The organism is Maridesulfovibrio sp. FT414 (assembly GCF_050916235.1).
In the GTDB taxonomy this organism is placed as follows: domain Bacteria; phylum Desulfobacterota; class Desulfovibrionia; order Desulfovibrionales; family Desulfovibrionaceae; genus Maridesulfovibrio.
The window spans coordinates 186,751-209,250 of the sequence record NZ_CP104854.1 but is presented as its reverse complement, the minus strand read 5'-3'; the positions used below and the strand labels follow the sequence as shown (position 1 = coordinate 209,250).

The 22,500-nt window shown below is 49.9% G+C and carries 20 protein-coding genes; 14 read left to right on the top strand and 6 right to left on the bottom strand.

Annotated elements, in window-relative coordinates; translation table 11 throughout:
- Window positions 1–2 precede the first annotated feature (2 nt).
- The 6 genes from N7E73_RS00950 to N7E73_RS00925 all read left to right on the top strand — a co-directional run bounded on the left by N7E73_RS00950 (window position 3) and on the right by N7E73_RS00925 (window position 4,310).
- The gene (locus N7E73_RS00950; protein WP_432736861.1) at window positions 3–1,544 is read left to right on the top strand and encodes an ABC transporter ATP-binding protein; all 1,542 of its coding nucleotides are present in this window, start codon (window positions 3–5) and stop codon (window positions 1,542–1,544) included.
- A gap of 567 nt (window positions 1,545–2,111) precedes the next feature.
- Window positions 2,112–2,606: a cytochrome c3 family protein gene (locus N7E73_RS00945; protein WP_432736860.1), complete on the top strand. Its 495-nt coding sequence runs from the start codon at window positions 2,112–2,114 to the stop codon at window positions 2,604–2,606.
- Window positions 2,607–2,744: 138 nt separating this feature from the next.
- Window positions 2,745–3,323: a TetR/AcrR family transcriptional regulator gene (locus N7E73_RS00940; RefSeq protein ID WP_432736859.1), complete on the top strand. Its 579-nt coding sequence runs from the start codon at window positions 2,745–2,747 to the stop codon at window positions 3,321–3,323.
- Between the two features lie 13 nt (window positions 3,324–3,336).
- Entirely contained in the window at window positions 3,337–3,531 is a 195-nt protein-coding gene (locus tag N7E73_RS00935; RefSeq protein WP_432736857.1) for a pyridoxamine 5'-phosphate oxidase family protein, read from the top strand.
- Between the two features lie 51 nt (window positions 3,532–3,582).
- Window positions 3,583–3,804 carry a hypothetical protein gene (locus N7E73_RS00930; RefSeq protein ID WP_432736855.1) on the top strand — a complete coding sequence of 74 codons (222 nt, stop codon included), beginning with the start codon at window positions 3,583–3,585 and terminating at the stop codon, window positions 3,802–3,804.
- The gene (locus N7E73_RS00925) at window positions 3,801–4,310 is read left to right on the top strand and encodes a DUF2867 domain-containing protein (protein WP_432736854.1); all 510 of its coding nucleotides are present in this window, start codon (window positions 3,801–3,803) and stop codon (window positions 4,308–4,310) included. Before N7E73_RS00930 ends, N7E73_RS00925 begins: the two co-directional genes overlap by 4 nt.
- Before the next feature lie 60 nt (window positions 4,311–4,370).
- Here N7E73_RS00925 and N7E73_RS00920 read toward each other — a convergent pair whose 3' ends face one another.
- The 5 genes from N7E73_RS00920 to N7E73_RS00900 form a co-directional block, all read right to left on the bottom strand.
- On the bottom strand, window positions 4,371–5,165 hold the full coding sequence (locus N7E73_RS00920) for an amidohydrolase family protein (RefSeq protein WP_432736852.1): 795 nt from the start codon (window positions 5,163–5,165) through the stop codon (window positions 4,371–4,373).
- A gap of 367 nt (window positions 5,166–5,532) precedes the next feature.
- Window positions 5,533–5,946 (bottom strand): acyl-CoA thioesterase, encoded by a 414-nt coding sequence (locus N7E73_RS00915; protein WP_432736851.1) that lies wholly within the window; start codon window positions 5,944–5,946, stop codon window positions 5,533–5,535.
- A 2-nt stretch (window positions 5,947–5,948) separates the two neighbouring features.
- On the bottom strand, window positions 5,949–7,130 hold the full coding sequence (locus tag N7E73_RS00910) for a cofactor-independent phosphoglycerate mutase (RefSeq protein WP_432736850.1): 1,182 nt from the start codon (window positions 7,128–7,130) through the stop codon (window positions 5,949–5,951).
- Between the two features lie 8 nt (window positions 7,131–7,138).
- Window positions 7,139–8,428: a homoserine dehydrogenase gene (locus tag N7E73_RS00905; protein ID WP_432736848.1), complete on the bottom strand. Its 1,290-nt coding sequence runs from the start codon at window positions 8,426–8,428 to the stop codon at window positions 7,139–7,141.
- 141 nt (window positions 8,429–8,569) lie between these two features.
- Window positions 8,570–9,745, bottom strand: a complete 1,176-nt coding sequence (locus tag N7E73_RS00900; protein ID WP_432736846.1) for an aminotransferase class I/II-fold pyridoxal phosphate-dependent enzyme — start codon at window positions 9,743–9,745, stop codon at window positions 8,570–8,572.
- A gap of 340 nt (window positions 9,746–10,085) precedes the next feature.
- Between N7E73_RS00900 and N7E73_RS00895 the strand changes: the two genes are divergently transcribed.
- The 6 genes from N7E73_RS00895 (at window position 10,086) to recD2 (ending at window position 17,565) form a co-directional block, all read left to right on the top strand.
- The gene (locus N7E73_RS00895; protein ID WP_432736845.1) at window positions 10,086–10,394 is read left to right on the top strand and encodes an isoamylase early set domain-containing protein; all 309 of its coding nucleotides are present in this window, start codon (window positions 10,086–10,088) and stop codon (window positions 10,392–10,394) included.
- Between the two features lie 243 nt (window positions 10,395–10,637).
- Window positions 10,638–11,561 carry a branched-chain amino acid transaminase gene (locus N7E73_RS00890; protein WP_432736843.1) on the top strand — a complete coding sequence of 308 codons (924 nt, stop codon included), beginning with the start codon at window positions 10,638–10,640 and terminating at the stop codon, window positions 11,559–11,561.
- A gap of 312 nt (window positions 11,562–11,873) precedes the next feature.
- Window positions 11,874–13,829 (top strand): DNA polymerase III subunit gamma/tau, encoded by a 1,956-nt coding sequence (gene dnaX, locus N7E73_RS00885; protein ID WP_432736842.1) that lies wholly within the window; start codon window positions 11,874–11,876, stop codon window positions 13,827–13,829.
- Between the two features lie 55 nt (window positions 13,830–13,884).
- A complete protein-coding gene (locus N7E73_RS00880) occupies window positions 13,885–14,196 on the top strand; it encodes a YbaB/EbfC family nucleoid-associated protein (RefSeq protein ID WP_432736840.1) in 312 nt (103 codons plus the stop codon).
- 272 nt (window positions 14,197–14,468) lie between these two features.
- On the top strand, window positions 14,469–15,074 hold the full coding sequence (recR, locus tag N7E73_RS00875; RefSeq protein WP_432736837.1) for a recombination mediator RecR: 606 nt from the start codon (window positions 14,469–14,471) through the stop codon (window positions 15,072–15,074).
- Between the two features lie 298 nt (window positions 15,075–15,372).
- Window positions 15,373–17,565, top strand: a complete 2,193-nt coding sequence (gene recD2, locus N7E73_RS00870; protein WP_432736835.1) for an SF1B family DNA helicase RecD2 — start codon at window positions 15,373–15,375, stop codon at window positions 17,563–17,565.
- 37 nt (window positions 17,566–17,602) lie between these two features.
- Here recD2 and N7E73_RS00865 read toward each other — a convergent pair whose 3' ends face one another.
- A complete protein-coding gene (locus N7E73_RS00865) occupies window positions 17,603–19,873 on the bottom strand; it encodes a GGDEF domain-containing protein (protein WP_432736833.1) in 2,271 nt (756 codons plus the stop codon).
- A gap of 207 nt (window positions 19,874–20,080) precedes the next feature.
- Here N7E73_RS00865 and N7E73_RS00860 point away from each other — a divergent pair, with 207 nt between their 5' ends.
- Entirely contained in the window at window positions 20,081–21,193 is a 1,113-nt protein-coding gene (locus N7E73_RS00860; RefSeq protein WP_432736830.1) for a glycosyltransferase family 4 protein, read from the top strand.
- Window positions 21,194–21,205: 12 nt separating this feature from the next.
- Window positions 21,206–22,465, top strand: a complete 1,260-nt coding sequence (locus N7E73_RS00855) for an O-antigen ligase family protein (RefSeq protein WP_432736828.1) — start codon at window positions 21,206–21,208, stop codon at window positions 22,463–22,465.
- The last annotated feature ends 35 nt before the right edge of the window (window positions 22,466–22,500 follow it).

Genomic DNA, 22,500 nt, shown 5'->3' with positions numbered 1-22,500 from the left:
ATATGAGTTCCCAAACTGATTTCACCCGTCCCGAGTGCCAGAAAGCCACCGGGTTCGAAGGCTGTTCCCCGATTATTTCTCTGAAGGGCATTACCAAACGTTTCGGTAAGGTCGTTGCCAACAACCAGATTTTTCTTGATCTCTATCCCGGGCGCATTAAGGCTCTGCTTGGAGAGAACGGAGCCGGTAAAAGTACCCTCATGTCCATGTTGGCCGGTCGTTTCCGTCCAGATGAAGGGCACATTGAGGTCGATGGGCAACGTGTTGATTTTTCCAACTCCAAGGATGCCATCCATGCGGGAATCGGCATGGTTTACCAGCACTTCATGCTGGTGGATACCATGACTGTTGCCCAGAACGTCCTGCTCGGTCAGGAGGGCGGATTTTTCGTCAATCCAAAGGAGATGGAAGAGCGGGTCCGCAAGCTGGCCTCAGACTATGAACTGGAGATTGATCCTGCGGCCAAGGTCGGCGACCTTTCCATGGGAGAAAAGCAGCGAGTTGAGATTCTCAAGCTGCTTTACCGCGAGAGCAGGGTGCTCATTTTCGATGAACCGACAGCGGTTCTTACACCACGTGAAGCTTTCCGTCTTTTTGAGGCCCTGTGGGCGATGACCCGTCAGGGTAAATCAGTGGTTTTCATCAGCCATAAGCTTGAAGAAGTTATGGCAATTGCTGACGAAGTGGCTATTCTGCGCCGCGGTAACATTGATGCCGAGGTTCCTCGCGACAAGATTGTTTCCAAGGCTGATCTGGCCTGCCGTATGGTCGGTAAGGAAATTCTTCTTGAGGTGGACAAGGAAGAGGTCGAACTAGGCGAAAAGGTACTTGAAGTTCGGAACATGACCGGCATAGGCCTGCGCGACATCAGTCTGGATGTGCGTAAGGGGGAAGTTGTTGCCATCGTCGGAGTTGCCGGTAACGGTCAGCAGGAGCTGGTTGAAGGTGTCTGCGGGCTACGCAGGCCGCCTAAGGATAAGATTTTCATCATGGGCAAGCCGTGGCGCAAATTTTTTGCAGAAATGACCTGGAACAACTCTATGTCCTATATTCCCGAAGATCGTCTTGATCTGGCTACCGCCCGCAACCTTGATCTGGTGGACAACCTGCTCCTGACAACACGGCAGGGCTTTTCCTCCGGACCGTTCCTGCAGCGGGACAAGGCCGCCAAAAAGGCGGAAGAACTGGTACATGATTATGATGTCCGTCCTGGCCGGATTCATGCCCTTGCGTGGCAGCTTTCCGGGGGTAACCTCCAGAAGATGGTCCTCGCACGCGAGCTTTATCGCCAGCCTCACCTCATAGTTGCTGAGCAGCCCACGCAGGGACTCGACATCTCCGCAACCGAAGAAGTCTGGAAACGGCTTCTTGAAGCACGCAAAATGGCAGGAATACTTCTCGTAACCGGTGATCTGGGTGAGGCTTTGCAGCTTGCTGACCGTGTGGCCGTAATGTACTGTGGGCAGATCATGGATGAGTTCCCGGTAACCGATAAGGCAAAAGTTGACAGCATCGGTCTGCTGATGGCTGGGGTGCGCGAATAGACGACTTTACGCGTCTTTTTTATGTCTGATCTGAAATATAAGACGGGCCCCGGCATTGATAGAATACTGGGGCTTTTTTTCATTTGTTAACATTTCTGAATTGTTTGATTTATAATAAACTGAGCGCAGTTTACGACCGGGTTTGCGAAAAACCGGGGCAATATTTCTCATTTAAGTCATTCTCATGGCACTGTGAGAAGGCGAATTGTGACGGGTAAAGAAAAAATGAAAAGTTTTTATTGCTTTCCGGATATGAAAATATCATGTTGAACTTCTTTGATATGAAGTAAATTTTGTGTAATATAAATCTTTTCTGGTCCTAAGTTATATAGTTTTGCGTGCTTGAGCAGTTAATAATCAAGTTGATATTCAGTTTTGCTTTCAGAGTATGTGTATCAGTTATATTATTACATAGAAGTGATTCGTGTGAAATTTTTCTCAATATCCGTTTTATAGTCAGCCAAAATGCTGGGAAGTTTAGTTGCATAGCATATACATCTACGTATTTTTATTGAAATAATCGCGGATTTTGAGTAGGAAGTTACGACTTTCATGAGGAGGAATAGAATGAAGACGAATTTTCTGTATGTAGGAATGGCAGTTGTGTTTGCCGTTCTCGTAATTATTTACGCAACCACCACCAGCAATCTGAGTGAGGAGATTGCTAGCATTTCCAATAACAAGTCTGAAGTTGTTAAGGAAGAACTGGTTGTTAGGTTTCCCATCAATCTCGAATTCCAGCGTCCTGAGCCCCTGAACAAAGTCCGCTTTGCTCAGGTAAAGTTTTCACACTTTGATCACCAGGATGTAAACTGTGTTAAGTGTCACCATACCTGGGATGGCAAGTCCCAGATCAAAGGTTGTGCTGCTCCCGGCTGTCACGATGACATCAAGCACAAGGCTAAGCCCAAGTCTTACTTCAAGGCATTCCACACCCTGTCCAGCGATGCAAGCTGTCGTGGTTGCCACGTGAAGATGAACAAGGAAGGCAAGACCGACATTGCTACTGCCCCTTGTGCTAACAACGCTTGTCACCCCAAGCAGGAAAGAGCACACAACTAAGAATTCTTCCAAGTTTTCGAGGTTGTATGAACGAGCCGTTTGCATTTTGCAGGCGGCTCTCTTTTTTTATGTTGACCTGAAATTGTGAATACTGTTACAAACATACCATACGGTATGGTATGTTGACTTGGAGGATGTATGACCATGCTAAATGAAAAGGGAAGCAGGAAAAGAAGTAACTCCATGGAGGAGTTGTTAGATGCCGGTATCCGTATACTCGAGACTGACAGTATCCAGTATCTGACCATTGATGCTCTATGCAAACAGCTGGGGGTAACAAAAGGTTCATTTTATCATCACTTCAGGAGCAGGGATGATTACCTGAAGCGCATGCTTGAGCACTGGGTTCAGGTCTGTACGCTTGCGCGCATGGAGATAGCCGACAGGGGGAATGATGCCGCCGAGAGGTTCAGGATGATAGTAGAGGCATCCAATTCCCTTCCTGCTGGCAGTGAGACAAGTATCAGGGCATGGGCGTTGCGTGACCCGCTTCCACGGGAGTTTCTTGAACGTGTTGACGGTATCCGCATGGATTATCTTACTTCCATATTTGAAGAGGTTTGCGGTGATCCTGACCGGGCCAGGCTGCTGTCCAGAATAAGCTACTCCCTGTTTGTGGGGACGAGGATGGTGGTTCCGGCGATTAGCGGGCAGGAACGTGATGACCTGATTCGTCTGGTGCAGAATGAGTTGTACGGGATTCCAGAACGTAAATAATGGAGGAATCAAAATGCAGGCTGAAGTTACGTGGAAAGAGGTAGAGAAACTGTTCTCCGAGGTGAAGCACGTATCGGTTGCAACAGTGGACTCAGATGGAATGCCGCGTGTTTCTCCTATTGGCTCAGTTACTTTTACTGGAGAGAATCGCGGATACTATTTTGAAAAGTTCCCTGAAAAAATGCGCGCAAACCTTGAACGTGATTAACTTATGTGCATGATGGCAGTGAATTCCAGGGTTGGATTCTGGATTAGATCATTGTTACAGGGAAAGTTTCTGGTATCTCCTGCTTTAAGGCTTATCTGCCGATCCGGGGAAAGGCGCAAGGCGACACAGGTAGAAATCGACAGGTGGATGGACAGAGTGCATCTGTATCGATTCTTCAAGGGCCATGCACTGCTTTGGAAGGAAATGGGCATGGTGCGTGAATTCGAAGTAATGAGGGTTGAGGCCGTTGAGCTGGGGAGGATGAATCCATGACAGATTCAATCAGGATTCTGGAATCAGTGGAGTCCATTTCCGCACTTCTTGAAAACGCTGGCTATGTGGATGTGAAGGCCTTTACAAGCAGGAATTCCATGCACGACTTCCTGATACGGTTGATGACTTACCAGCCGTACTGGCTGACGCTGCTTTACCGTATTCGAGGTGTCGTTGCCGATTTGTTTGGGCTCAAGCACGATGAATTGTTCAAAGGTAATTCAGATGTTTCAGAGTACGATTTCAATGCCGGAGGTCGGGTGGATTTCTTTACTTCAGTGGATTTCAAGCCTGAGAAATACTGGATAGGCGAAGCTACAGATCGGCATCTTAGTGGGTGTATTGGTGTTGTTGCGGAGCCAGAGATGAATGGGAATGCGCGGTTTTACATATTTACCATCGTTCATTACCGTCACTGGACAGGGCCTCTGTATTTCAATCTGATCAGGCCGTTTCACCACATAGTGGTATATTTTATGGGTAAATATGCAGCAAAAAAAGTCTGATGAGGCAACAATAATCCGCACAACGCAGATAGCACTGTGCGGATTATTGTTACGTGTCTACTAATTGAGTTCCGCAAATAGATTTTCCGCTGCGGATAAGTGGATCTCCATCTCTGAATCCTTGAGATTCAATGCCTGCTGAAAGTCCTTCATGGTTTGACCCGGGTCAAAGAGAGGATAGTCGCTGCCGAACAGGATTCTCTCCCTGGGATGTTTGTTTACGATTTCCCTGAGTACCAGCCTATCCATGAAGGGAATGGCGCTGGAGGTGTCCATGTATACGTTGAATCCAGCCAGTTCTTCCGATGCCCACTGCCAGTGGCAGTATCCGCCCATGTGGGCTGCTATGCAGGTCAGATCAGGGAAGTTTTCCAGAATTTTGCGTAACTTTATAGGGCAGGAAGGATTCTTCTCAGGCGGAAGTTTATCTCCAACATGGAACATGACCACGAAACGTCCCTGTACCATTTCAAGAATGCGGTAGAATCTTTTTTCGTCCATGAAGAATCCCTGAAAGTCGGGATGGAATTTTAGGCCCTTTATTCCGTTTCTTTCAAGTCTGGCAAATTCCTTTTCAGGATCGGCATAGTCTGGGTGCATGGTACCGAACGTAATGATCCTTTCATCGGACTTCGCCAGTTCTATGGACCAGTTGTTGGCAGGTATTACCTGATCCGGTTCCGTAGCAGCAGTGTGGATGACCACCCGGTCCAATCCTGCCCGGCTGGCCCGTTCAAGAAGGTCATCGGTAAGGCCCGTGCCAACTGCGCTGATTCCATAATGTCCGTGAAGCTGTTCCACCACCTTTTCAGCTATTTTAGGGTGGAAAGCGTGTGTATGTACGTCGTAATACATTTTTTAAGCTCTCTGTTCTCGGCAGCAGGATGAGATATAACCGTCCGGTCTTATCTTTTCAGGGCGTTGTTAATCCCTGCATGTATCATACTGCAAGTATATGTTGTTGCGATTAATGATATAACGTGGTCCCGCGCACATTGCCGGGATCGAAAGTTTGTATCTGCTTCCGAATTTCAGTTCCTGATATAGCTGTCTCTTAAGGCAAAGAAGGCATGCTGGGATGCGTTGGTATGCAACAGGACTTGACCTGTCCCGGAAAGCGCAAAAAAACTCATCAGGGGATCGGGCGAGTTTGCAACGGAATTGTGTGTGGCCTTTGTTTTCGCTAAGGGGCTTTAGCTACACCAGTTTTTATCCTGTGAAATCAGAATATCTCCCGCAGCCAATCCGGAACTCTTACCGGACGTCCGTCTTTGTTGACGCATGCGTGCTCGGTAAAACCGGTTGCTACGAGAGTAGAGCGGTCATCCTTGAAGATATTGTATATGAATTTGATAGAAGCCCGTTTCCATTCACTTATCCCAACCTGAATGTTCAATTGGTCATCATATTGGGCTGGAAGGCGGTAGCGGCATGAAGCCTCGCGCACGGGCAGGAATATGCCGCGTGCTTCGACCTCGGCGTAGCTCATGCCCCGTTCGCGGATGAAAAGCGAACGGGACCGCTCAAAAAAGTGCAGGTATTCAGCGTAATATACCACACCCATGGCGTCGGTTTCACCGTAGGATACGCTGTGAGTCAGCCACGAGTGCGGTGTCGGGAATTCATTGTTGCTCATGATTATCTGATCTTGTCGAGAACCCATTGCATAAAATCATGCCCTTCGGGAATTATGATTCCGGCCAGGTCTGCGGTCTTCTCATTGAATTCCTTAACTCCGGATGCGATGCAGCGGGGGGAGGTCATCAGGAATGGGACCGGTGTTTCGTCGTGGGTACGTATTTCAATGGGGGTGTAGTGGTCGCAGGTAACTACATAACAGGCCTGATCGAGAGGATATTTCTCAAGGAGCGGGGCTACAATTCGTGAATCAAATCGTTCGATCGATTTGATCTTGTCTTCTACGCTTCCCATATGGCCGGATTCATCCGGTCCTTCAAGGTGAACGTACACGAAATCGCCGTGCTCAAGAAATTTGATCGCCGCTTCGACCTTGCCCTCGTAGTTGGTGTCTACAAGACCGGTTGCACCTTCCACGTTGATTACTTCCATTCCGGAAGCATTGCCGAGTCCCTTGATCAGGTCTACAGCGGAAATTACCGCACCTTTCATTCCGAATTTATCTTCGAAGGGTGGCAGTATCAGCGGGCGGCCCTGCCCCCATGGCCAGATGGATGCTGCTTTGGTTCCGTTGCCGGCAAGGACTTTTTCGGCATCGAGAATGAGTTTCTCCATGCGTGGGCTTTTTGCGAATTCACGTACATCGTCGGCAATGGGTTTATCGGTAATGTCGTGCGGAGGGCGGATATTGAGGTCTCTCTCCATTTCTCTGGCACCGCCCTTGTGGACCAGCAGGTGCCGGTACTGGATGCCGGGATAGAAAGTGAACTCCTCGTTTCCCAGTTCAGCCTGAAGCTTTTCCACCAGTGGTACGGACTGTTCTGTGGAAATATGGCCGGATGAATAGTCGTACATGGTTCCGTTTTCTTCGAAACCTGAAATGTTGACCAGATTCATGCGCCAGACCAGATCGTCGGGATCAAGTTTGAGTCCCTGCGCTGCGGCCTCAATGGGGCCGCGTCCTGTGTGATAGGCTGCAGGATCAAATCCGAGAAGAGACATGTTGGCTACATCGGAGCCCGGCGGCATGCCTTTGGGTACGGTACGACAGGTCCCTACAAGCCCTTTTGAAGCGAGCATATCCATATTCGGAGTATTGGCCGCTTCAAGGGTGGTCTTGTTTCCCAGTTCTTCAATGGGCCAACCGCCCATGCCGTCTGCAATAAGGAAAAGAAGCTTCATTTTGAATGTTATCCCTTTAAAATACGCATGGAAACAGTCTTGCGGGTAATGAAAGGCATCTTGTCAATCTCAGCAAGAGCCGCCTTTACATCCTTGGTGCTGGCCTTGTGGGTGGTGAACACCACAGGGATGTCCCGCTCGTCAGGATTGTCCTTCTGTACAGCCTGGGCAATGGAAATATTGTGCTCGGCAAGGCATTTTGCCAGAGCGGCCATGACCCCGGCCTTATCCTGTACGGTGAATCGGAAATAGTATTCGGAAGTTGCAAGGTCCGGTGCGAGGATATCCGCTTTTTTAATGGGAGCGTTGCAGAATCCTGTGTTGTCCGGTGTGGATGTCTTGGCCAGCGCCATGATGTCTGCCAGCACTGCGCTTCCGGTGGGCAGCGACCCAGCTCCCTGACCGTGGAAGAATGCCGGGCCCACTGCGTTGCCTTCAACCCTGATGGCGTTGTAGTTGCCGCCAACCCTTGCCAGAAGCAGAGTGTATTTGACCAGTGCCGGGAATACTCCAGCCTCAAGCTTGCCGCCCACATCACGAACCTGCCCGATGAGCTTGATCCGGTAACCGAATTCGCGGGCGAAACGGATGTCCTGTCCTTCAACTTCGGTAATGCCTTTGACCGGGAGTTCGTCCAGCGGATAATCCTTGCCGTAGGCAATACGGGTCAGCACGCAGACTTTATGCGCAGTGTCGATCCCTTCGATGTCGAAAGTCGGGTCGGCCTCGGCGTAGCCGAGTTCTTTGGCCTGTTCAAGGGCCGTATCGAATTCCAGACCGTTGGTGGACATTTCGGAAAGGATGTAGTTGGCGGTTCCGTTAAGTATTCCGACAATGGATTTAATGCGGTTGCCGGCCAGCGACTCCTTGATGGACTGGATTATGGGAATACCGCCTGCTACGCTGGATTCGTAGTACAGGCCGACTTTGTTCCTGCTGGCAATTTCGAAAAGTTCAATTCCGTGAACAGCAAGAAGGTGCTTGTTGGCGGTGACAACGTGCTTGCCTGCCTCAAGGGCTTTTGTGACTATATCCTTGGCCACGGTAATTCCGCCCATGAGTTCCACTACGATATCGACATCGGGATTGGACGTGAATTCGTCTGCATCGGCGGTGAATTTAACATCAGGGCCGGGCAGGTAGTCTCTTTTCTTGTTCACATCGCGGACAAGTACGGAACTAAGTACGAATTTTTTTCCGCAGCGGGCGAAGATTATCTCTTCGTTTTCTTCAAGAATCCGGGCAAGTCCGGTTCCGACTGTGCCGAATCCGGCAATGGCAAGCTTTACAGTCTGCATCTAAACCTCTTTTGGACGGTTGGAAAGCACGGGAATCGATGGAGTCACGAATGGACGCCATCCTGTTTTTATTTACTTGTATCAAAAAAACCGACAGGCCGGGTTATACCGCAGCCTGTCAGAAATTTGAATAATTATCTTCTACCCTTTGGCAAAAAGGTCTTTCATGCCGCGGATGGCCTGATTGATCCTCTGCCTGTTCTCTACCAGAGCCATGCGGACATGGTCATCTCCGTAGGTGCCGAATCCGAGGCCAGGTGCAACAGCCACCTTGCATTCTTTCAGCAGCAGCTTGGAGAATTCCACCGAGCCCATTTTTTTGAATTGTTCAGGTATGGGAGCCCACAGGAACTGTGTGGCTTTCGGCGGTGTCACATCCCAGCCGATGCGCTGCAATCCTTCGCAGAGTGCATCACGACGGTCCTGATAGATATCCATGATTTCACGGACGCAGTCCTGTGGACCGGAAAGGGCGTGGCAGGCAGCAATCTGGATGGGCTGAAAGAGCCCGTAGTCCAGATAACTTTTGATGCGTGTCAGGGCCTGAACCATTTCGCGGTTACCACAGCAGAAGCCTACGCGCCATCCGGGCATGGAGTAGCTTTTGGACAGGGAGAAGAATTCAACTCCAACGTCCTTTGCTCCTCTGGCCTGCAGGAAGCTCGGTGCTTCGTATCCGTCGAAAGTGAAGTCGGCGTAGGCAAGGTCGTGGATTACGAGCAGGTCGTTATCCTTTGCAAAGTCGACGATCTTTTCAAAGAACGGAATCTCCGCAGTCAGCCCGGTCGGGTTGTGCGGGTAGTTGATGATAAGCAGTTTGGGACGCGGCCAGGTCTGGCGCATTGCCAGCTCAAGGTCTTCGAAGAAATCCCTGTCTGCTCCGATAGGTACGCGTCTTACGTCCGCCCCGGCAATGATACTTGCATAAGGGTGAATCGGGTATGACGGGTCCGGTGCGAAAACAACGTCCCCGGGTGAAAGCATAACCAACGCCAGGTGCGCCAGCCCCTCTTTGGCGCCCATGGTAACGACCACTTCCTGATCATAATCCAGTTCGACGCCAAATCTTCTTTTGTACCAGAGCGCCATTTCCCTGCGCAGTCCCTTGATTCCTCTGGACGCGCTGTACCGATGGTTGGCGGGCTTCTGCGACGCCTCCACCAGTTTATCCACAATGTGTTGCGGAGTTGGCAGATCCGGGTTTCCCATACCCAGATCTATGATGTCTGCGCCTTCGTGGCGCATTTGCATTTTCAGTTCGTTCACTTTGGCAAACACGTAGGGGGGCAGCCGGTGAACTCTTGGAAACTTGTCCATGGTCGTTACTCCTAAAAAATAAATAAATTGGAGGTTATTTGTAACCGTGGCGACTTCCGCTGTCAAAACTATTATTTATCTGGATATAACGGTGGCTATGCGTATAAAAAACGGTTGCTGTTGTGTTTTGCGAATAAAATTCCGCTTTCAGTTTGCTTATCAGGAAATAGAAGGTGCGTCTTGGGCGAAAGTCTGAATATAAGGTCGGATTGTTTCGGTGACGGTTATATGTATTTTTTTAGGTGATTGTTGACATTAAAAAAAAAACGGGATTAATTATAAACATAAAAATTTTTATCACTGACGTTCAGTCGTTTATTAAACCTATCAGGAGGATCCGGTGGCTATTTCCAAAAAATTTCTCAAAAGCAAACCCGTTTGCAAGGTCAAGTTTGATGTGGATAAAACTCAGGTGGAGAATGGCGAAGCCATCTTTCTGGTAGGCGATTTCAACAACTGGGATGAAAATTCTCTGCCCATGAAAAAGCTTAAAAACGGTAACTATACCGTTACCGTAGACCTTGAAGCAGGACGTGAGTATCAGTTCCGCTATCTGGCTGGGGACAACATCTGGTTTAACGATGATTCCCCTGATCGCACCGAAGCGACACCTTATGGAGATTCGGAAAATTCGGTTGTAAGTTGTTAGCTGATTTTCATGCCAGTGATGAATGTCATATACAGGCGGAGGGAGACAGAGATTCTTCCGCCTGACTCTATCCTTGATGATTCTTTCGGTTGTTTCCACTTTTTCCGCATTTCATGAAATTGTTATTTTTGTTCCTTCTTGACCTCAGACCCTCTTTTTTTTAGCTTCATTCATTCTGTCGTTCTCAAACGGCGTTTCTTAGAAGACGCTTACTATATTTATGAAGAAAATTAGGGGGACATAATGGTTCAGAAAGCAGAAAAAATCTGGTTTGATGGTGAATTGGTTAATTGGGATGACGCACAGGTCCACGTGCTTACCCATACTCTGCACTACGGGGCAGGGGTGTTTGAAGGCATCAGGGCATATGCAACTGTGGATGGAAAATCAGCAGTTTTCAGACTCCGTGAACATGTTGTCAGACTGTTTGATTCCGCAAAGATTCTCGGTCTTACCATTCCTTTCACTGTCGAACAGATTCATGACGCCATTCTTGAAACCCTGAAGGTGAACGGCCTTAAGGAAGGTTACATCCGTCCGCTGGTTTTCATCGGTGACGGAGCAATGGGTGTTCATCCCGGCAAAAACCCTATCCGCGTGTGCATTGCCACCTGGCCGTGGGGTGCTTATCTTGGCGAAGAGGCTCTTGAGAAAGGTATCCGTGTAAAGACTTCTTCCTTCAACCGCCACCACGTTAACGTGATGATGACCAAGTCCAAGTGCTGCGGTAACTACGTCAACTCCGTGCTCGCCAAGGTTGAGGCTGTTAAGGACGGATATGACGAAGCCCTTATGCTCGATACTGCCGGTTTCGTATCCGAAGCCACCGGTGAGAATATTTTCATTGTAAAAGACAATGTAATCAAGACGACTCCGCTCACTTCCGTATTGCCCGGCATCACCCGCAACAGCCTGATGACAGTTGCCCGCGATCTCGGTTATGAAGTTGTTGAGCAGCTCTTCACCCGTGATGAACTCTACATTGCAGATGAAGCCTTTTTCAGCGGAACAGCAGCCGAAGTGACCCCTATTTGTGAGGTCGATAACCGTGTTATCGGCGCAGGCAAGCGCGGTCCTGTCGGCACCCTGCTGCAGAAAGAGTACTTCAACGCTGTCAAGGGCGGTAATGAGAAGTACAAGGGCTGGCTCGATTACTACGAGATTTAGTTTTTACCCGGCAGCTGCGGAAGGGGATGACTTGAACGGTTGTCCCCTCCTCAGCCCGTCCCTGAAAGGGTCAGGGTATTTTGGGGCTGGCCGGTTTAGTTTTTTTCCCACGATTTTCTTTGCGTGGGTTTTGGTTTTTTTATAGCTTACGTGTTTTTGAAGTAATAGTCGCAAAGCTTGTTGAATGTTTCCCCGGCTCTTGGAGGGCGTGCGGGAGCTTTTACCGAAAGCCCATGCGCATCACATCTGAGCCCCGCAGGACTGCCGGATATTCCGGTGGCGTGCTTCGGGGCTAATGGACTTGCCTGAATAATGAGTACATCGAATCTGACAGCAAAATATCGTCCGCAGACCTTCGGAGAAGTTGCAGGACAGGAAGCCGTCAAAACCATTTTGTCCCGTGCGGCTGCTCAGGACAAGGTTGCCCCGGCATACCTTTTCAGCGGCACAAGGGGAGTTGGCAAGACCACCATTGCCCGTATTTTTGCGAAGGCCCTTAACTGCAAGAACGCTCCTACCGCCGAGCCCTGCAACCAGTGCGACAACTGCCGTCAGATTACTGCCGGGGTCGGTGTCGACGTGGTTGAGATCGACGCCGCATCCCACGGTAAGGTTGACGATGCGAGGCGGCTCAAGGAAGACATCGGCTACGCGCCCATTGAGTTCCGCTACAAGGTCTTCATCATCGACGAAGCGCACATGCTTACTGTGCAGGCCTTCAACGCACTTCTCAAGACCCTTGAGGAACCGCCGCCGCATGCAACGTTCATCATGGCGACGACGGAGACCCACAAGTTCCCGGCCACCATCATCAGCCGCTGCCAGCATTATGCATTCAAGATGCTTTCTCAGGATGAGCTTATTGCCCACCTTGCCAATGTCCTGGATAAGGAAGGGATTGAATACGAAGCCGGTGCGGTGGACCTCATAGCCAAGCGCGGAGCCGGTAGCGTGCGTGATTCCATGTCCCTGCTCGGGCAGGTGCTTGCGTTGGGCAGCGAAAAGCTGCTTGAGGAAGATGTGCGTTCCATCCTCGGACTCGCCGGGCGTGACGTGTTTTTCTCCCTCATGCAGGCTATCCACACCCGTGACCTTGTCTCCGTAGGCGAAACCGTGCAGCAGGTGCTTGGGCGCGGTCTGGATCTGGGGTTCTTCATCCGTGAACTCGGTAACTGCTGGCGCAACATGTTTCTGCTCAATCAGTCCGGGGAGAGGGCGGTGCCCCTGCTGTGCCTGTCCTCCGATGAGGCCGGGGAGTTCATGAACTGGGCTCGTACCTTTGACCGCTCATTTATCCATGCCTGCTGGCAGATGACAGTTGACGGACAGCGCAAGGTAATGACCAGCCTTGAACCGGCAATGGCTCTTGAGCTTCTGCTGCTGAATATGGCCAGCCTTTCCGACCTTATTTCTGTTGAACGGGCAGGTGCACTAGCTTCTGCAGCTCCGCAGCATGCTCCGCGGCCTGCGTCCCAGAGCGGACCGACCGGAGCTGGACCTTCAGGTCTCGGTACACCCGGTCCGGGAGTTCCTTCCGGCAGCACTCCTCCCTGGCAGTCAGGAGGACAGTCACCTTCGCCTCAGAGCAGGGCTCCACAGTCCATGCCGCAGCCGCAGATGACCGGCGGAACGATGCCGGGTGGAAACGGACGGCCTATGGGAAGAACTGAACCGGGGCGTCCTGCAGGCAACCGCGCTGCAGCAGAACAGGGATCAGACGATTCCTCCCTGCCTGACGCGGCTGCGCCGCACTACGATAATAATTTTCAACCACCTGTTCCCGAGTCGGAAATTCCCCAGCCTGTCGAGTACGCAGATGACGGTTGTTTTGATGAGGTCGTAGACCAGCCGGTAACACCTGAACCTGCACGAAGCGAGTTTATGCCGGCTTCAGCTCCGCAGGCTCCATCCGGTCCGCGTAGTTTCAATGGTTTTCTCGGCTACGTTGAAGAGAGCGGGGCCAACGCTTCCGTCTCCGGTCTTGGCAAATGCAAAGGAGAAATGGTTAATGACAGACTTGTTCTGACCTGCGCCAACCCTTTCCATGAAAGCCAGATAAACGACAAAGAGGCCCGGGTTACACTAACCCGCCTTGCGCGTGAGTATTTCGGACCGCAGACCGAAGTTGAGGTTACGGTCAGTGCAAAAGGCAAACGCAAGAGCAGGCAGCAATTGCGTGATGAGGTTGAGTCGCATCCCGATGTAAAAAGGGTGATTGACTCCTTCTCTGCGAGCATTATCTCGGTAGAACCCCGTAAGGATGTGTAGGTTCCTGCGGTTAGCTTTTTTATAAAACAGTCAAATATCCCAAAGGAGTAATATAATGAAAGGTATGAATGATCTCGTTCGTCAGGCTCAGGTTATGCAGCGCAAAATGACCGCTCTGCAGGAAGACCTCAAGAACCGCGAAGTGGAAAGCTCCGCTGGTGGCGGAATGGTTAACGTAAAAGTCAACGGATCTTCCGAAGTTCTGGAAATCAAGATTGATCCCACAATCGTCGAGGCCGGCGACGTGGAAATGATTCAGGATCTGATTCTTGCCGCAGTCAATGATGCCAACAAGAAGGCCAAGGCAATGATGGAATCCGAAATGTCCCAGATCACCGGCGGAATGAAAATTCCCGGCATGTTCTAATTTTTGAGTGGGTCAACGGCTGGGGAGCGGAGCACTGGGTTGCCCATTCGCAGACGTTGACCCCATAATCCCTGATTTCGACATGACGGCGGGATTTGAAGTTGGGATTAATGAACGTTTTCCCAGCGATTTGAGATGATATTTATCTGTTCAGCTTGTGTTGCTATGCGTAAATAGGCACAAAGCTGAATCTCTTTTTTGTAGATATATGGTTGTCTTAACGAAGTAGCATAATGATTTTATGACCCCGGCAGCGTTGCCGAAGGCATTTTATGGATAATTTACCTGAACCGTTGCGGGTTGTGGCGCAGGAACTGGCTAAACTGCCGGGACTCGGACCCAAGTCCGCCCTGCGGATTGCTCTGACCATGTTGAAGATGCCCAAAGAGAAAGTAACGGGCATAGGGCAGAGCGTGATTGATCTGCGTGAAAAGCTTTGTATCTGTGAGCAGTGCGCGAGTATCACCGATACCTGTCCGTGTAAGATCTGTTCTGATCCCGGACGTGAGCGTGACAAGCTTTGCCTTGTTTCGGAGTGGGATTCGCTGCTGGCCATTGAAGAGATGGGGCTGTACAAGGGATACTACCTCGTTCTCGGCGGACTCCTTTCTCCTCTGGATGGGGTTAATCCGCAGCACCTTGAATTTGCCAAGCTCGAAGAACGGCTCGGAACAGGTGAGGTGAAGGAGCTTATCCTTGCTCTCGGCGCTACTGTAGATGCAGAGGCAACGGCTTCCTACATCAAGAATATGATTGAAACCCGTTTTCCGGGGATTGAATTAAGTCGCCTTGCACAGGGAATTCCGATTGGTTCTGAAGTGAAATATACCGATAAGGAAACACTCAGGCAGTCTCTGGAATATCGCCAGAAACTGTAAGTAGAAGTGCTTTGGGATTCTTAAACCCTTTTGCAAATATGGTTATTGCCTTAGCTCCGCAAAACATAATATTCGTGCGGAAGTTTTAAGTTAATTGACTGTAACTAATAGGGATTCCAAAGGGGCTTGCTCCTTTGGCCGCCGGAGGCGAATCAGATCGTCTAAAGCGCAAAGCGCATCTAAATCAGCCCCGGCAGGACCGCCGGAGGCATCTCCCAGCACCTGTAGCAACTCTTAAGCTCCACAGCCCGGATGGGCGTTGTGGTTTCAAGCAGCATACTCCATCAGGAACAAATTAATGTCGGATACTCTTACAGGCGAAGTTCGTACGGTTGTTTATCATAACGAGGAAAACGGGTATATCGTGGCCCGTGTTTCTTCCAAAGACGAGGCTTCGCAGATTACAGTTGTAGGGGTGCTCGGCCCGCTAACACCCGGTGAATCCGCAGAATTTCATGGCAAGTGGAAGCAGCATGCCAAGTTCGGCCGCCAGTTTGAGGCCGAATTCTATGAACGCATTCGTCCTGCAACCGAGGCCGGGGTTATCCGGTTTCTGAAATCTTCATCAATCAAGGGGATCGGCGAATCCATTGCCACGGAAATGGTCAAGGAATTCGGCGTGGACGTACTTGATATCCTTGATGACGAGCCGGAAAAACTGCTTAAAATAAAGGGAATTTCCAAGAAGAAGCTTGATGCCATTGTCGAGTCCTGGCAGTCCCAGCGCGAAATCAAGAATCTTATTCTGTTTCTGCATACCCATGATGTGCCGCCGACTTATGCCGCCAAGATTTTTAATCTCTACGGAGCCCAGTCGGTCAGCCGCATAAGCGAGAACCCTTATGAACTGGCTTATGAGATAAGGGGCATCGGTTTCAAGACTGCTGATTCAATGGCTCTCAAGCTCGGTTTTGCCCACGATTCCTCGCAGCGTATAGAGGCGGCGATTATCTATTCCCTGTTCTCGGTGAGCGAGCGGGGTGGCCATATGTTCAGCCCCAGGGATAAGCTGGTCGAGGAAGTGGCCAAGATGCTCGGCGGGGTAGATATTGAACTGATCAATGAAGGGATCAATTCCCTTGAGGAACGCAAGCGTGTGCGGGTTGAGAACCTGCCGGAACAGGATATCGACGAAGCCGTGTTCCTGATGCATTTTTACCGCTTTGAGAGCGAGATCTGCAAAAGGCTGCATGGCCTTATCAGTCACCCGTCACCGGTCAGCCGGGAAAAGGTGGAGAAAGCTCTGCCGGAAGTCGAGGCCGAACTTGGTTTTGAATTGTCTGAAGAGCAGCGCGAGGCTGTATTCGAAGCCTGTGTAAACAAGGTTTTTATTATTACCGGCGGACCGGGAACAGGAAAGACCACCATAACCCGGGCGGTGGTCATGACCCTGCGTGAGCTCGGATTGAAGGTAAAGCTTGCAGCTCCCACCGGGCGCGCGGCCAAGCGTCTTTCCGAGGCTACTGGGCGGCAGGCGTCCACCATACACCGCATGCTGCAGTACACCCCGGACAGCGGCGGATTCTATTTCAACGAGGACCAGAAGCTCAAAGCCGATGTGCTGGTCGTGGATGAAGCTTCCATGCTCGACACACAGTTATGTCTGGCGGTTCTCAGGGCCGTACCCCTGACCTGCCGGGTTATCTTTGTGGGCGATGTGAATCAGCTCCCGTCAGTAGGACCGGGCAACGTTCTATCGGATCTCTTGCAGAGCGGGCAGGTTCCAAGTGCCGTGCTCAGTCATATTTTCAGGCAGGCGCAGGAAAGCTACATCGTAGTCAACGCCCACCGTATCAATGACGGGCTGTTTCCCTTAGGACATCCGGCAGATGCCCCGGAAGCGGATTTCTTCTGGATACCGCAGGAATCACCTGAGAAAGTGCAGGAACTCATCGCCCAGACTGTCTGCGAGCGCATTCCGCAACGTTACGGACTTGATCCCATGACCGACATTCAGGTCCTTACCCCCATGCATAAGGGTGATGTGGGAACCATGAAGCTGAACGAACTCCTTCAGGCCCGTCTCAATCCGCCGACAGGCAAGGGACTCAAGCGCGGTTTTGTTGAATATCGTGTGGGAGACCGTGTTTTGCAGTTGAAGAACAACTATGAGAAGGAAGTCTTCAACGGGGACCTTGGAAGGGTCATGTACGTGGATACCGAAGAGAATGAACTCACCTGTGAATTCGACGGAAACATTGTTCACTATGAACTTTCCGAACTGGACGAACTGACCCTTGCGTATGCAGTCAGCGTGCATAAATCGCAGGGCAGTGAGTATCCCGCGGTGGTCATGCCCATTGTTTCACAGCATTTCCTGTTGCTGCAGCGCAACCTTCTTTACACGGGACTCACCCGTGCCCGGAAGCTGGCCGTGCTGATCGGCAGCAAAAGGGCGTTCCATATCGGACTGGGGAATGTGACGGCCGGGAAAAGGTTTACCAATCTGCGCTACCGTATCAGGCAGATTTTCGAAGACAATATGTTGTAGTTTTTGTCTCGGGAGCCCTTTGAGGGGCTTCCGGGCTTTACCTGCCGCGTCTTTCCCTGACCCAGCAGTTTCCTTCAATGGATTTGGCCCATTTTTTTAAGGATGCGGCCTGCTCGCCTATCTGCATGAGTGTCTGGTCCGGTTCGCAATCAAGGATTGCCAGTGAAACGGAAACCAGAGGGAAGCGGGAGGTCGATCCATTGCGTCCTTTCCCTTCAATCCATCCATTTCCTGCATCTGTCGCATTGTAGTTCTGTTTGGCAAGGCGCTTGAAGCAGCGGGTGACACCTTTGCAGATCCGCTCCGCCTTGTTCGGGGTCGTGACAATCACAAAGTCATCGCCGCCGATATGCCCGAGGAAGTCGTTGCCCGTGCCGTGCTTTTTGGTCGCCCAGTTGAGCAGCCTGCTGATCTGGAGGATTATCTTGTCTCCGTTCTTGAATCCGTACGTATCGTTGTAGACCTTGAAATTATCAAGATCAGCATAAATGATGCTGTATCGGTCAGATGCCTTCATGCGGCGGTCGATTTCCTTTTCAATATCCAGATTGCCCGGGAGTCCGGTCAGCGGATTGGTGCCTTTGGCCATTTCCACCTGAACAGATGCAAGGGTATCAAGCAGTCTTTGCACGGTGACCGTACCGATCAACTGTCCCTTGCGGGTAATGATTACGTCGTCGTAGGCTTTTTTGCGGTTCCGGGCCATTGCCATCTGCGAAACTTTTTCAACCGTGGTTTCAAGGTCCACGATGAGCGGTTCCGGGTCCATTACCGAGGTGATGGGTTTATTGGAATAGAGGGCGACACCGTATTTCCCTGAAAGATGTTTGTTCAGGGTATATTCCATCACCAGACCGCAAGGGATTCTGTTTTTGACTACGACAATGCTGCTGATGGAATTAGATTGTTCGAAAATATCCTGAACACTCGGAACAGGGGTGTCGGTTTCCACAGACTCGACGCGGCTGAGCAGGTTTTTAACCGGTATTCCGTAAACGGTGTTGTCGTACACGGAAGTTCTGGGCATCTTCAGCGTCATGGCTTCATCAGTCAGACCCGGTTTTTCGCGCTCCGGCATGGCGAGGAAGTATCCCTGTCCCAGATGAACACCCATGTCTATCACGCTCAGGGCTTGCGCCTGTGTCTCAATCCCTTCGACCAGCAGCTTGCAGCCTATTTTTTCCGCGAAGTCGGTGAAAGTGGATATTATGGCCCGGTTTACCTGATTCGTTTCAATGTCCTTCAGGAAGGATTTGTCCATCTTTATATAATCGGGCCTGATTTCGGCTATTGAGGTAAGTCCCGAGTATCCGGTTCCTGCGTCGTCAATGGCAACTAAATAGCCCTGATTACGGTAGTGATCCAGAGTCTTGCGGAACGTTTTGAAATCTTTGACGCTATGCCGTTCGGTTATTTCGAATACGATGTTGCCGGGCTTCAGGCCGTATCGGTCAAGCAGTCTTCTTGTTTCACCCGCAGTGAAGTTGGGATCCATTATTGTCCGTGGGTGGATATTGAGGAACAGTTTATGATGCGGGCGGTGTTCACCGAATGAATCAATGGCTGCTTCCCTGCACATTTTTTCAAGCTGGAACAGTTTTCCGAGTTTCTCGGCCATGTCGAAAAGCGTCAGCGGTGACCGGAAGGGCGAATTAATGGGGCCGCGTGCAAGGGCCTCCCAGCCGTGAATGCTTTTATCTGCAAGGTTGACTATGGGCTGATAGTGACAGCAAAGGCCTCGTTTTGCGAGGATGTCGTTGAACTCATTTGAGAGTTCAAGATTTGTTATGTCCAGTGCTTTCTGGGCTTCAAGACGGGCTTCTCCAATGCATGAAAGGAACCCTGACCATAGCTTGTCGTTACAGCGTACAGCGTGAAAGGAAGAATACCCGCTGTTGATGGTGATGTTGTTGCCGGTACGGATTATCTGTTCAGATTTGACCTTGTTTTCAAGGCTTACTTTCAGTTGGTAGGCCAGCTCTTGAAGCTGAACGGTGTCTCGTGATTCAGTGGGGTCCAGCAGGAAGAATTCTCCTGCATTGAATGAAAATATATGAAAATCATTGTGCAGAAGTGTGGTTTCGCCTTCTTTCATTATGGCCGAGCGGATGTCATTTTCCAGTTGTTCGGCCCATTCCGGGCCATACATGGCGGAAAGTGTTGGGAAATCCTGTATTGCAAAGTACAGAATGTTAAGTCGACCAACGTTCTGGATCAGGCTGCCTATTCCTGGGCCTTCCATGTAATCATCAGCTTTGTTTGCCTTTAAGGTGAGCAGTTCTGCCTTTTTCTTCAGAAGTTGCAACATGATGCTCATGCTCCGGATTAGTTGGTAATTTGATTGTTACGGTGGCTGTAAAGCCGTGCGAGAAGGACACTACTCTTTAATTCTCCCCGGTTGTTTCTGTTGTGTTACATTTTGTTGAAATAAATGTCGCATGGATCCTACATGGAATACTGGAACATTGCTGATGTTTAAGGTAGGCAGAATTAATGAATTTCATGGAGGGTTCCAGTGGATAGGGATGACTTGAGGGTGCTGCTGACGGCTCCAGATCTTGAACTTATGGGTGGAGTTGCCGAGACTGTCAGGCTGCTCCTTCGCGAACTTGATGGGCACAGCCATGCCTGTTACCGGCCTTTCGGCAGACGCAAGGGGCAACGCGGATTTCTGCGTTACGCCATGCCGTTTCTTGACCTGTTCAATTTTGCTGTCCTGCTTTGCCGTAAACGTTTTGATGTGATCCACATGAATCCTTCCCTGAATGCGCGCTCCGTGTTCAAGGAACTGTTGTTGTTTACGGTTTTCTGCCTGTTCGGTTATTCCGGCAGGATTCTTGTGTTTCTCCACGGGTGGGAGCAGGATCTTTTTGATAGAATCGCAGCGCGTACCGTTACGGTTTCTCTGTTGAGGATGGTCATGAAGCGGGCCGGGACAGTACTTGTTCTTGCCGGTTCATTCAGGGATTCTCTTGTTCGGGTCGGCGTGGATGCGGATAAGGTGCACATTGTAACCACCATGGTGGATATGAGTGAGTTGCCGCCGGTACCGTCTTCCGCAAAGGAATGCCGGACTCTTCTTTATCTTTCCAGAATTATCCGGGAGAAGGGCGTTTACGAAATTATGGATGCCTTTACCTCTCTGAGTACACGACACGAGGGCCTTACGCTTATCATGGCCGGTGACGGGCCGGAGCGGGCACGACTGGAAGAAATCGCGACATCCAGAGGGCTGAAAAACGTGATTTTCTCCGGATTCATTCGCGGCAGGGAAAAGTATGAGGTTTTGGAAAAATCATGTATTTTCCTGCTGCCGACCCGGTATGGGGAGGGCTGCCCAGTCGCCCTGCTTGAGGCCATGGGATCCGGATTGGTTCCCATTGTGGCAGATGCCGGGGGAATTATGGATGTGGTAATCCCCGGTGAGACGGCCTTGCTGCTTGATGAGATCAGCGGGGAGTCCATAGAACTGGCAGTTGAAAGAATTTTAAGTGATGAATCAAAGCGGAAGCAAATTTCCGGGAATGCCGCCTCGTATGCCGAAAAGCATCTGAGTTCTGCGCAGGTTACAAGGTTTATTACAAATTGTTATTTTAAGATGTGTGTTGAATCCGCTATTAACAATTAATTAGATATAGTTATGACTGCACTATTAGCACTGTTCTTCTTTTTTCGGCCGATCATGTTCATTGATGTGGGCTGGCTTGTCTTCGGACTCAACGTCAACGAGGTCTTTGCAATTATTGCAACAGGAATTCTGATAATTGCTTTTATTTTACGTATTATTACTGCGAAGTCTCTTAACGTATCCATTGTGGATTTTTTCAGCTTTTCATTCATAGTATGGGTTTTCTTTATTTATACTCTTTATATTGATCGTTCAAATTTTAAGGATGCAGCCAAGTTTGTACTTCCTTTTGTTACGTATTTTGTTCTGAAGAACGTCATACGTGATACAAGGCAATACGCACGCCTTGTAAAGATTATGCTGGTCGGATATTCTGTGCCGATTATATGCAGTACTATCCTTATTGTTCAAGGCAAGAGTCTGTATACGGTACTTTTCTGGAACAACCTTGCCCGCTTTAAAGGTGTATACGTTAACTGTCATGACCTTGGACACTGCATGGCTTTGTTCTGCATGCTCTTGGGCATCTATTATGTCCTGTGTGCCGAGGACAAGGGACTGACGCCTCTTCCAAAGCAGCGGTTGTTTTTGGTTATGGTTTCCATGCTAAGTATTTTTGCCTTCTATTGCTTGTGGAAAAGTTATGTTCGTACCTGCCTGCTTGGTTTGATCGTCTTTATTTATTACTATCTTTTCCGTGTGAACAAGAGGCTGCTGATCATTCTTACCGGGGTAATGTGTTTTATAGTGGTCCTGCTGGCAGGTATGCTTTACACGATTTTTTACGACATGATTGACTCCGCAAGCGGAAAGGAGTCCGCAGAGAATTTCGGGTCCGGCCGTCCGTACATCTGGAAGCATAATATTACCGAATTTTCGATGCAGCCCATCGACGGCATTCTGGCCGGTGTCGGTGTCGGTAATACATGGTCACACACCAAGAAAAAATCGGATGTTGTGGGTGAAATGTTGAACAGCCATAACGACTTTCTTGATGTAATGATGCAGACCGGTGTTGTCGGCCTTTTACTTTTTCTTGCATTTCAGTTTTGTATTTTCCGTAAGATCCTGGCACTGGAGGGGAGGGTGCGCTTCGTTTTCCTTGCCTTTTTCCTTTCGGTCTGTCTTATGAACTTTGCCAGTAACAGCTACATTACCAGATTCGGTCTTGGGCAGATGTTTTATTCAATTATTTGCTATGTGGAACTGCCGGGCATTGCACGAGGTGCAACTGAAGATGAGGAGGATTCCGAGAGCATAGACGTTGCCTGATCGTTGGCGGTAGTCTCAGTAATCTGGAAAAGTAA

What these genes read in the sequence shown, in the direction of transcription:
- N7E73_RS00910 (WP_432736850.1), bottom strand. Translation starts at nt 7,130, where the DNA reads ATGAAGCTTCTTTTCCTTATTGCAGACGGCATGGGCGGTTGGCCCATT.
- recR (WP_432736837.1), top strand. Translation starts at nt 14,469, where the DNA reads ATGGATAATTTACCTGAACCGTTGCGGGTTGTGGCGCAGGAACTGGCT.
- N7E73_RS00945 (WP_432736860.1), top strand. Translation starts at nt 2,112, where the DNA reads ATGAAGACGAATTTTCTGTATGTAGGAATGGCAGTTGTGTTTGCCGTT.
- N7E73_RS00940 (WP_432736859.1), top strand. Translation starts at nt 2,745, where the DNA reads ATGACCATGCTAAATGAAAAGGGAAGCAGGAAAAGAAGTAACTCCATG.
- N7E73_RS00865 (WP_432736833.1), bottom strand. Translation starts at nt 19,873, where the DNA reads ATGTTGCAACTTCTGAAGAAAAAGGCAGAACTGCTCACCTTAAAGGCA.
- N7E73_RS00925 (WP_432736854.1), top strand. Translation starts at nt 3,801, where the DNA reads ATGACAGATTCAATCAGGATTCTGGAATCAGTGGAGTCCATTTCCGCA.
- N7E73_RS00855 (WP_432736828.1), top strand. Translation starts at nt 21,206, where the DNA reads ATGACTGCACTATTAGCACTGTTCTTCTTTTTTCGGCCGATCATGTTC.
- N7E73_RS00920 (WP_432736852.1), bottom strand. Translation starts at nt 5,165, where the DNA reads ATGTATTACGACGTACATACACACGCTTTCCACCCTAAAATAGCTGAA.
- N7E73_RS00950 (WP_432736861.1), top strand. Translation starts at nt 3, where the DNA reads ATGAGTTCCCAAACTGATTTCACCCGTCCCGAGTGCCAGAAAGCCACC.
- N7E73_RS00880 (WP_432736840.1), top strand. Translation starts at nt 13,885, where the DNA reads ATGAAAGGTATGAATGATCTCGTTCGTCAGGCTCAGGTTATGCAGCGC.
- N7E73_RS00900 (WP_432736846.1), bottom strand. Translation starts at nt 9,745, where the DNA reads ATGGACAAGTTTCCAAGAGTTCACCGGCTGCCCCCCTACGTGTTTGCC.
- N7E73_RS00905 (WP_432736848.1), bottom strand. Translation starts at nt 8,428, where the DNA reads ATGCAGACTGTAAAGCTTGCCATTGCCGGATTCGGCACAGTCGGAACC.
- N7E73_RS00915 (WP_432736851.1), bottom strand. Translation starts at nt 5,946, where the DNA reads ATGAGCAACAATGAATTCCCGACACCGCACTCGTGGCTGACTCACAGC.
- N7E73_RS00935 (WP_432736857.1), top strand. Translation starts at nt 3,337, where the DNA reads ATGCAGGCTGAAGTTACGTGGAAAGAGGTAGAGAAACTGTTCTCCGAG.
- recD2 (WP_432736835.1), top strand. Translation starts at nt 15,373, where the DNA reads ATGTCGGATACTCTTACAGGCGAAGTTCGTACGGTTGTTTATCATAAC.
- dnaX (WP_432736842.1), top strand. Translation starts at nt 11,874, where the DNA reads ATGAGTACATCGAATCTGACAGCAAAATATCGTCCGCAGACCTTCGGA.
- N7E73_RS00890 (WP_432736843.1), top strand. Translation starts at nt 10,638, where the DNA reads ATGGTTCAGAAAGCAGAAAAAATCTGGTTTGATGGTGAATTGGTTAAT.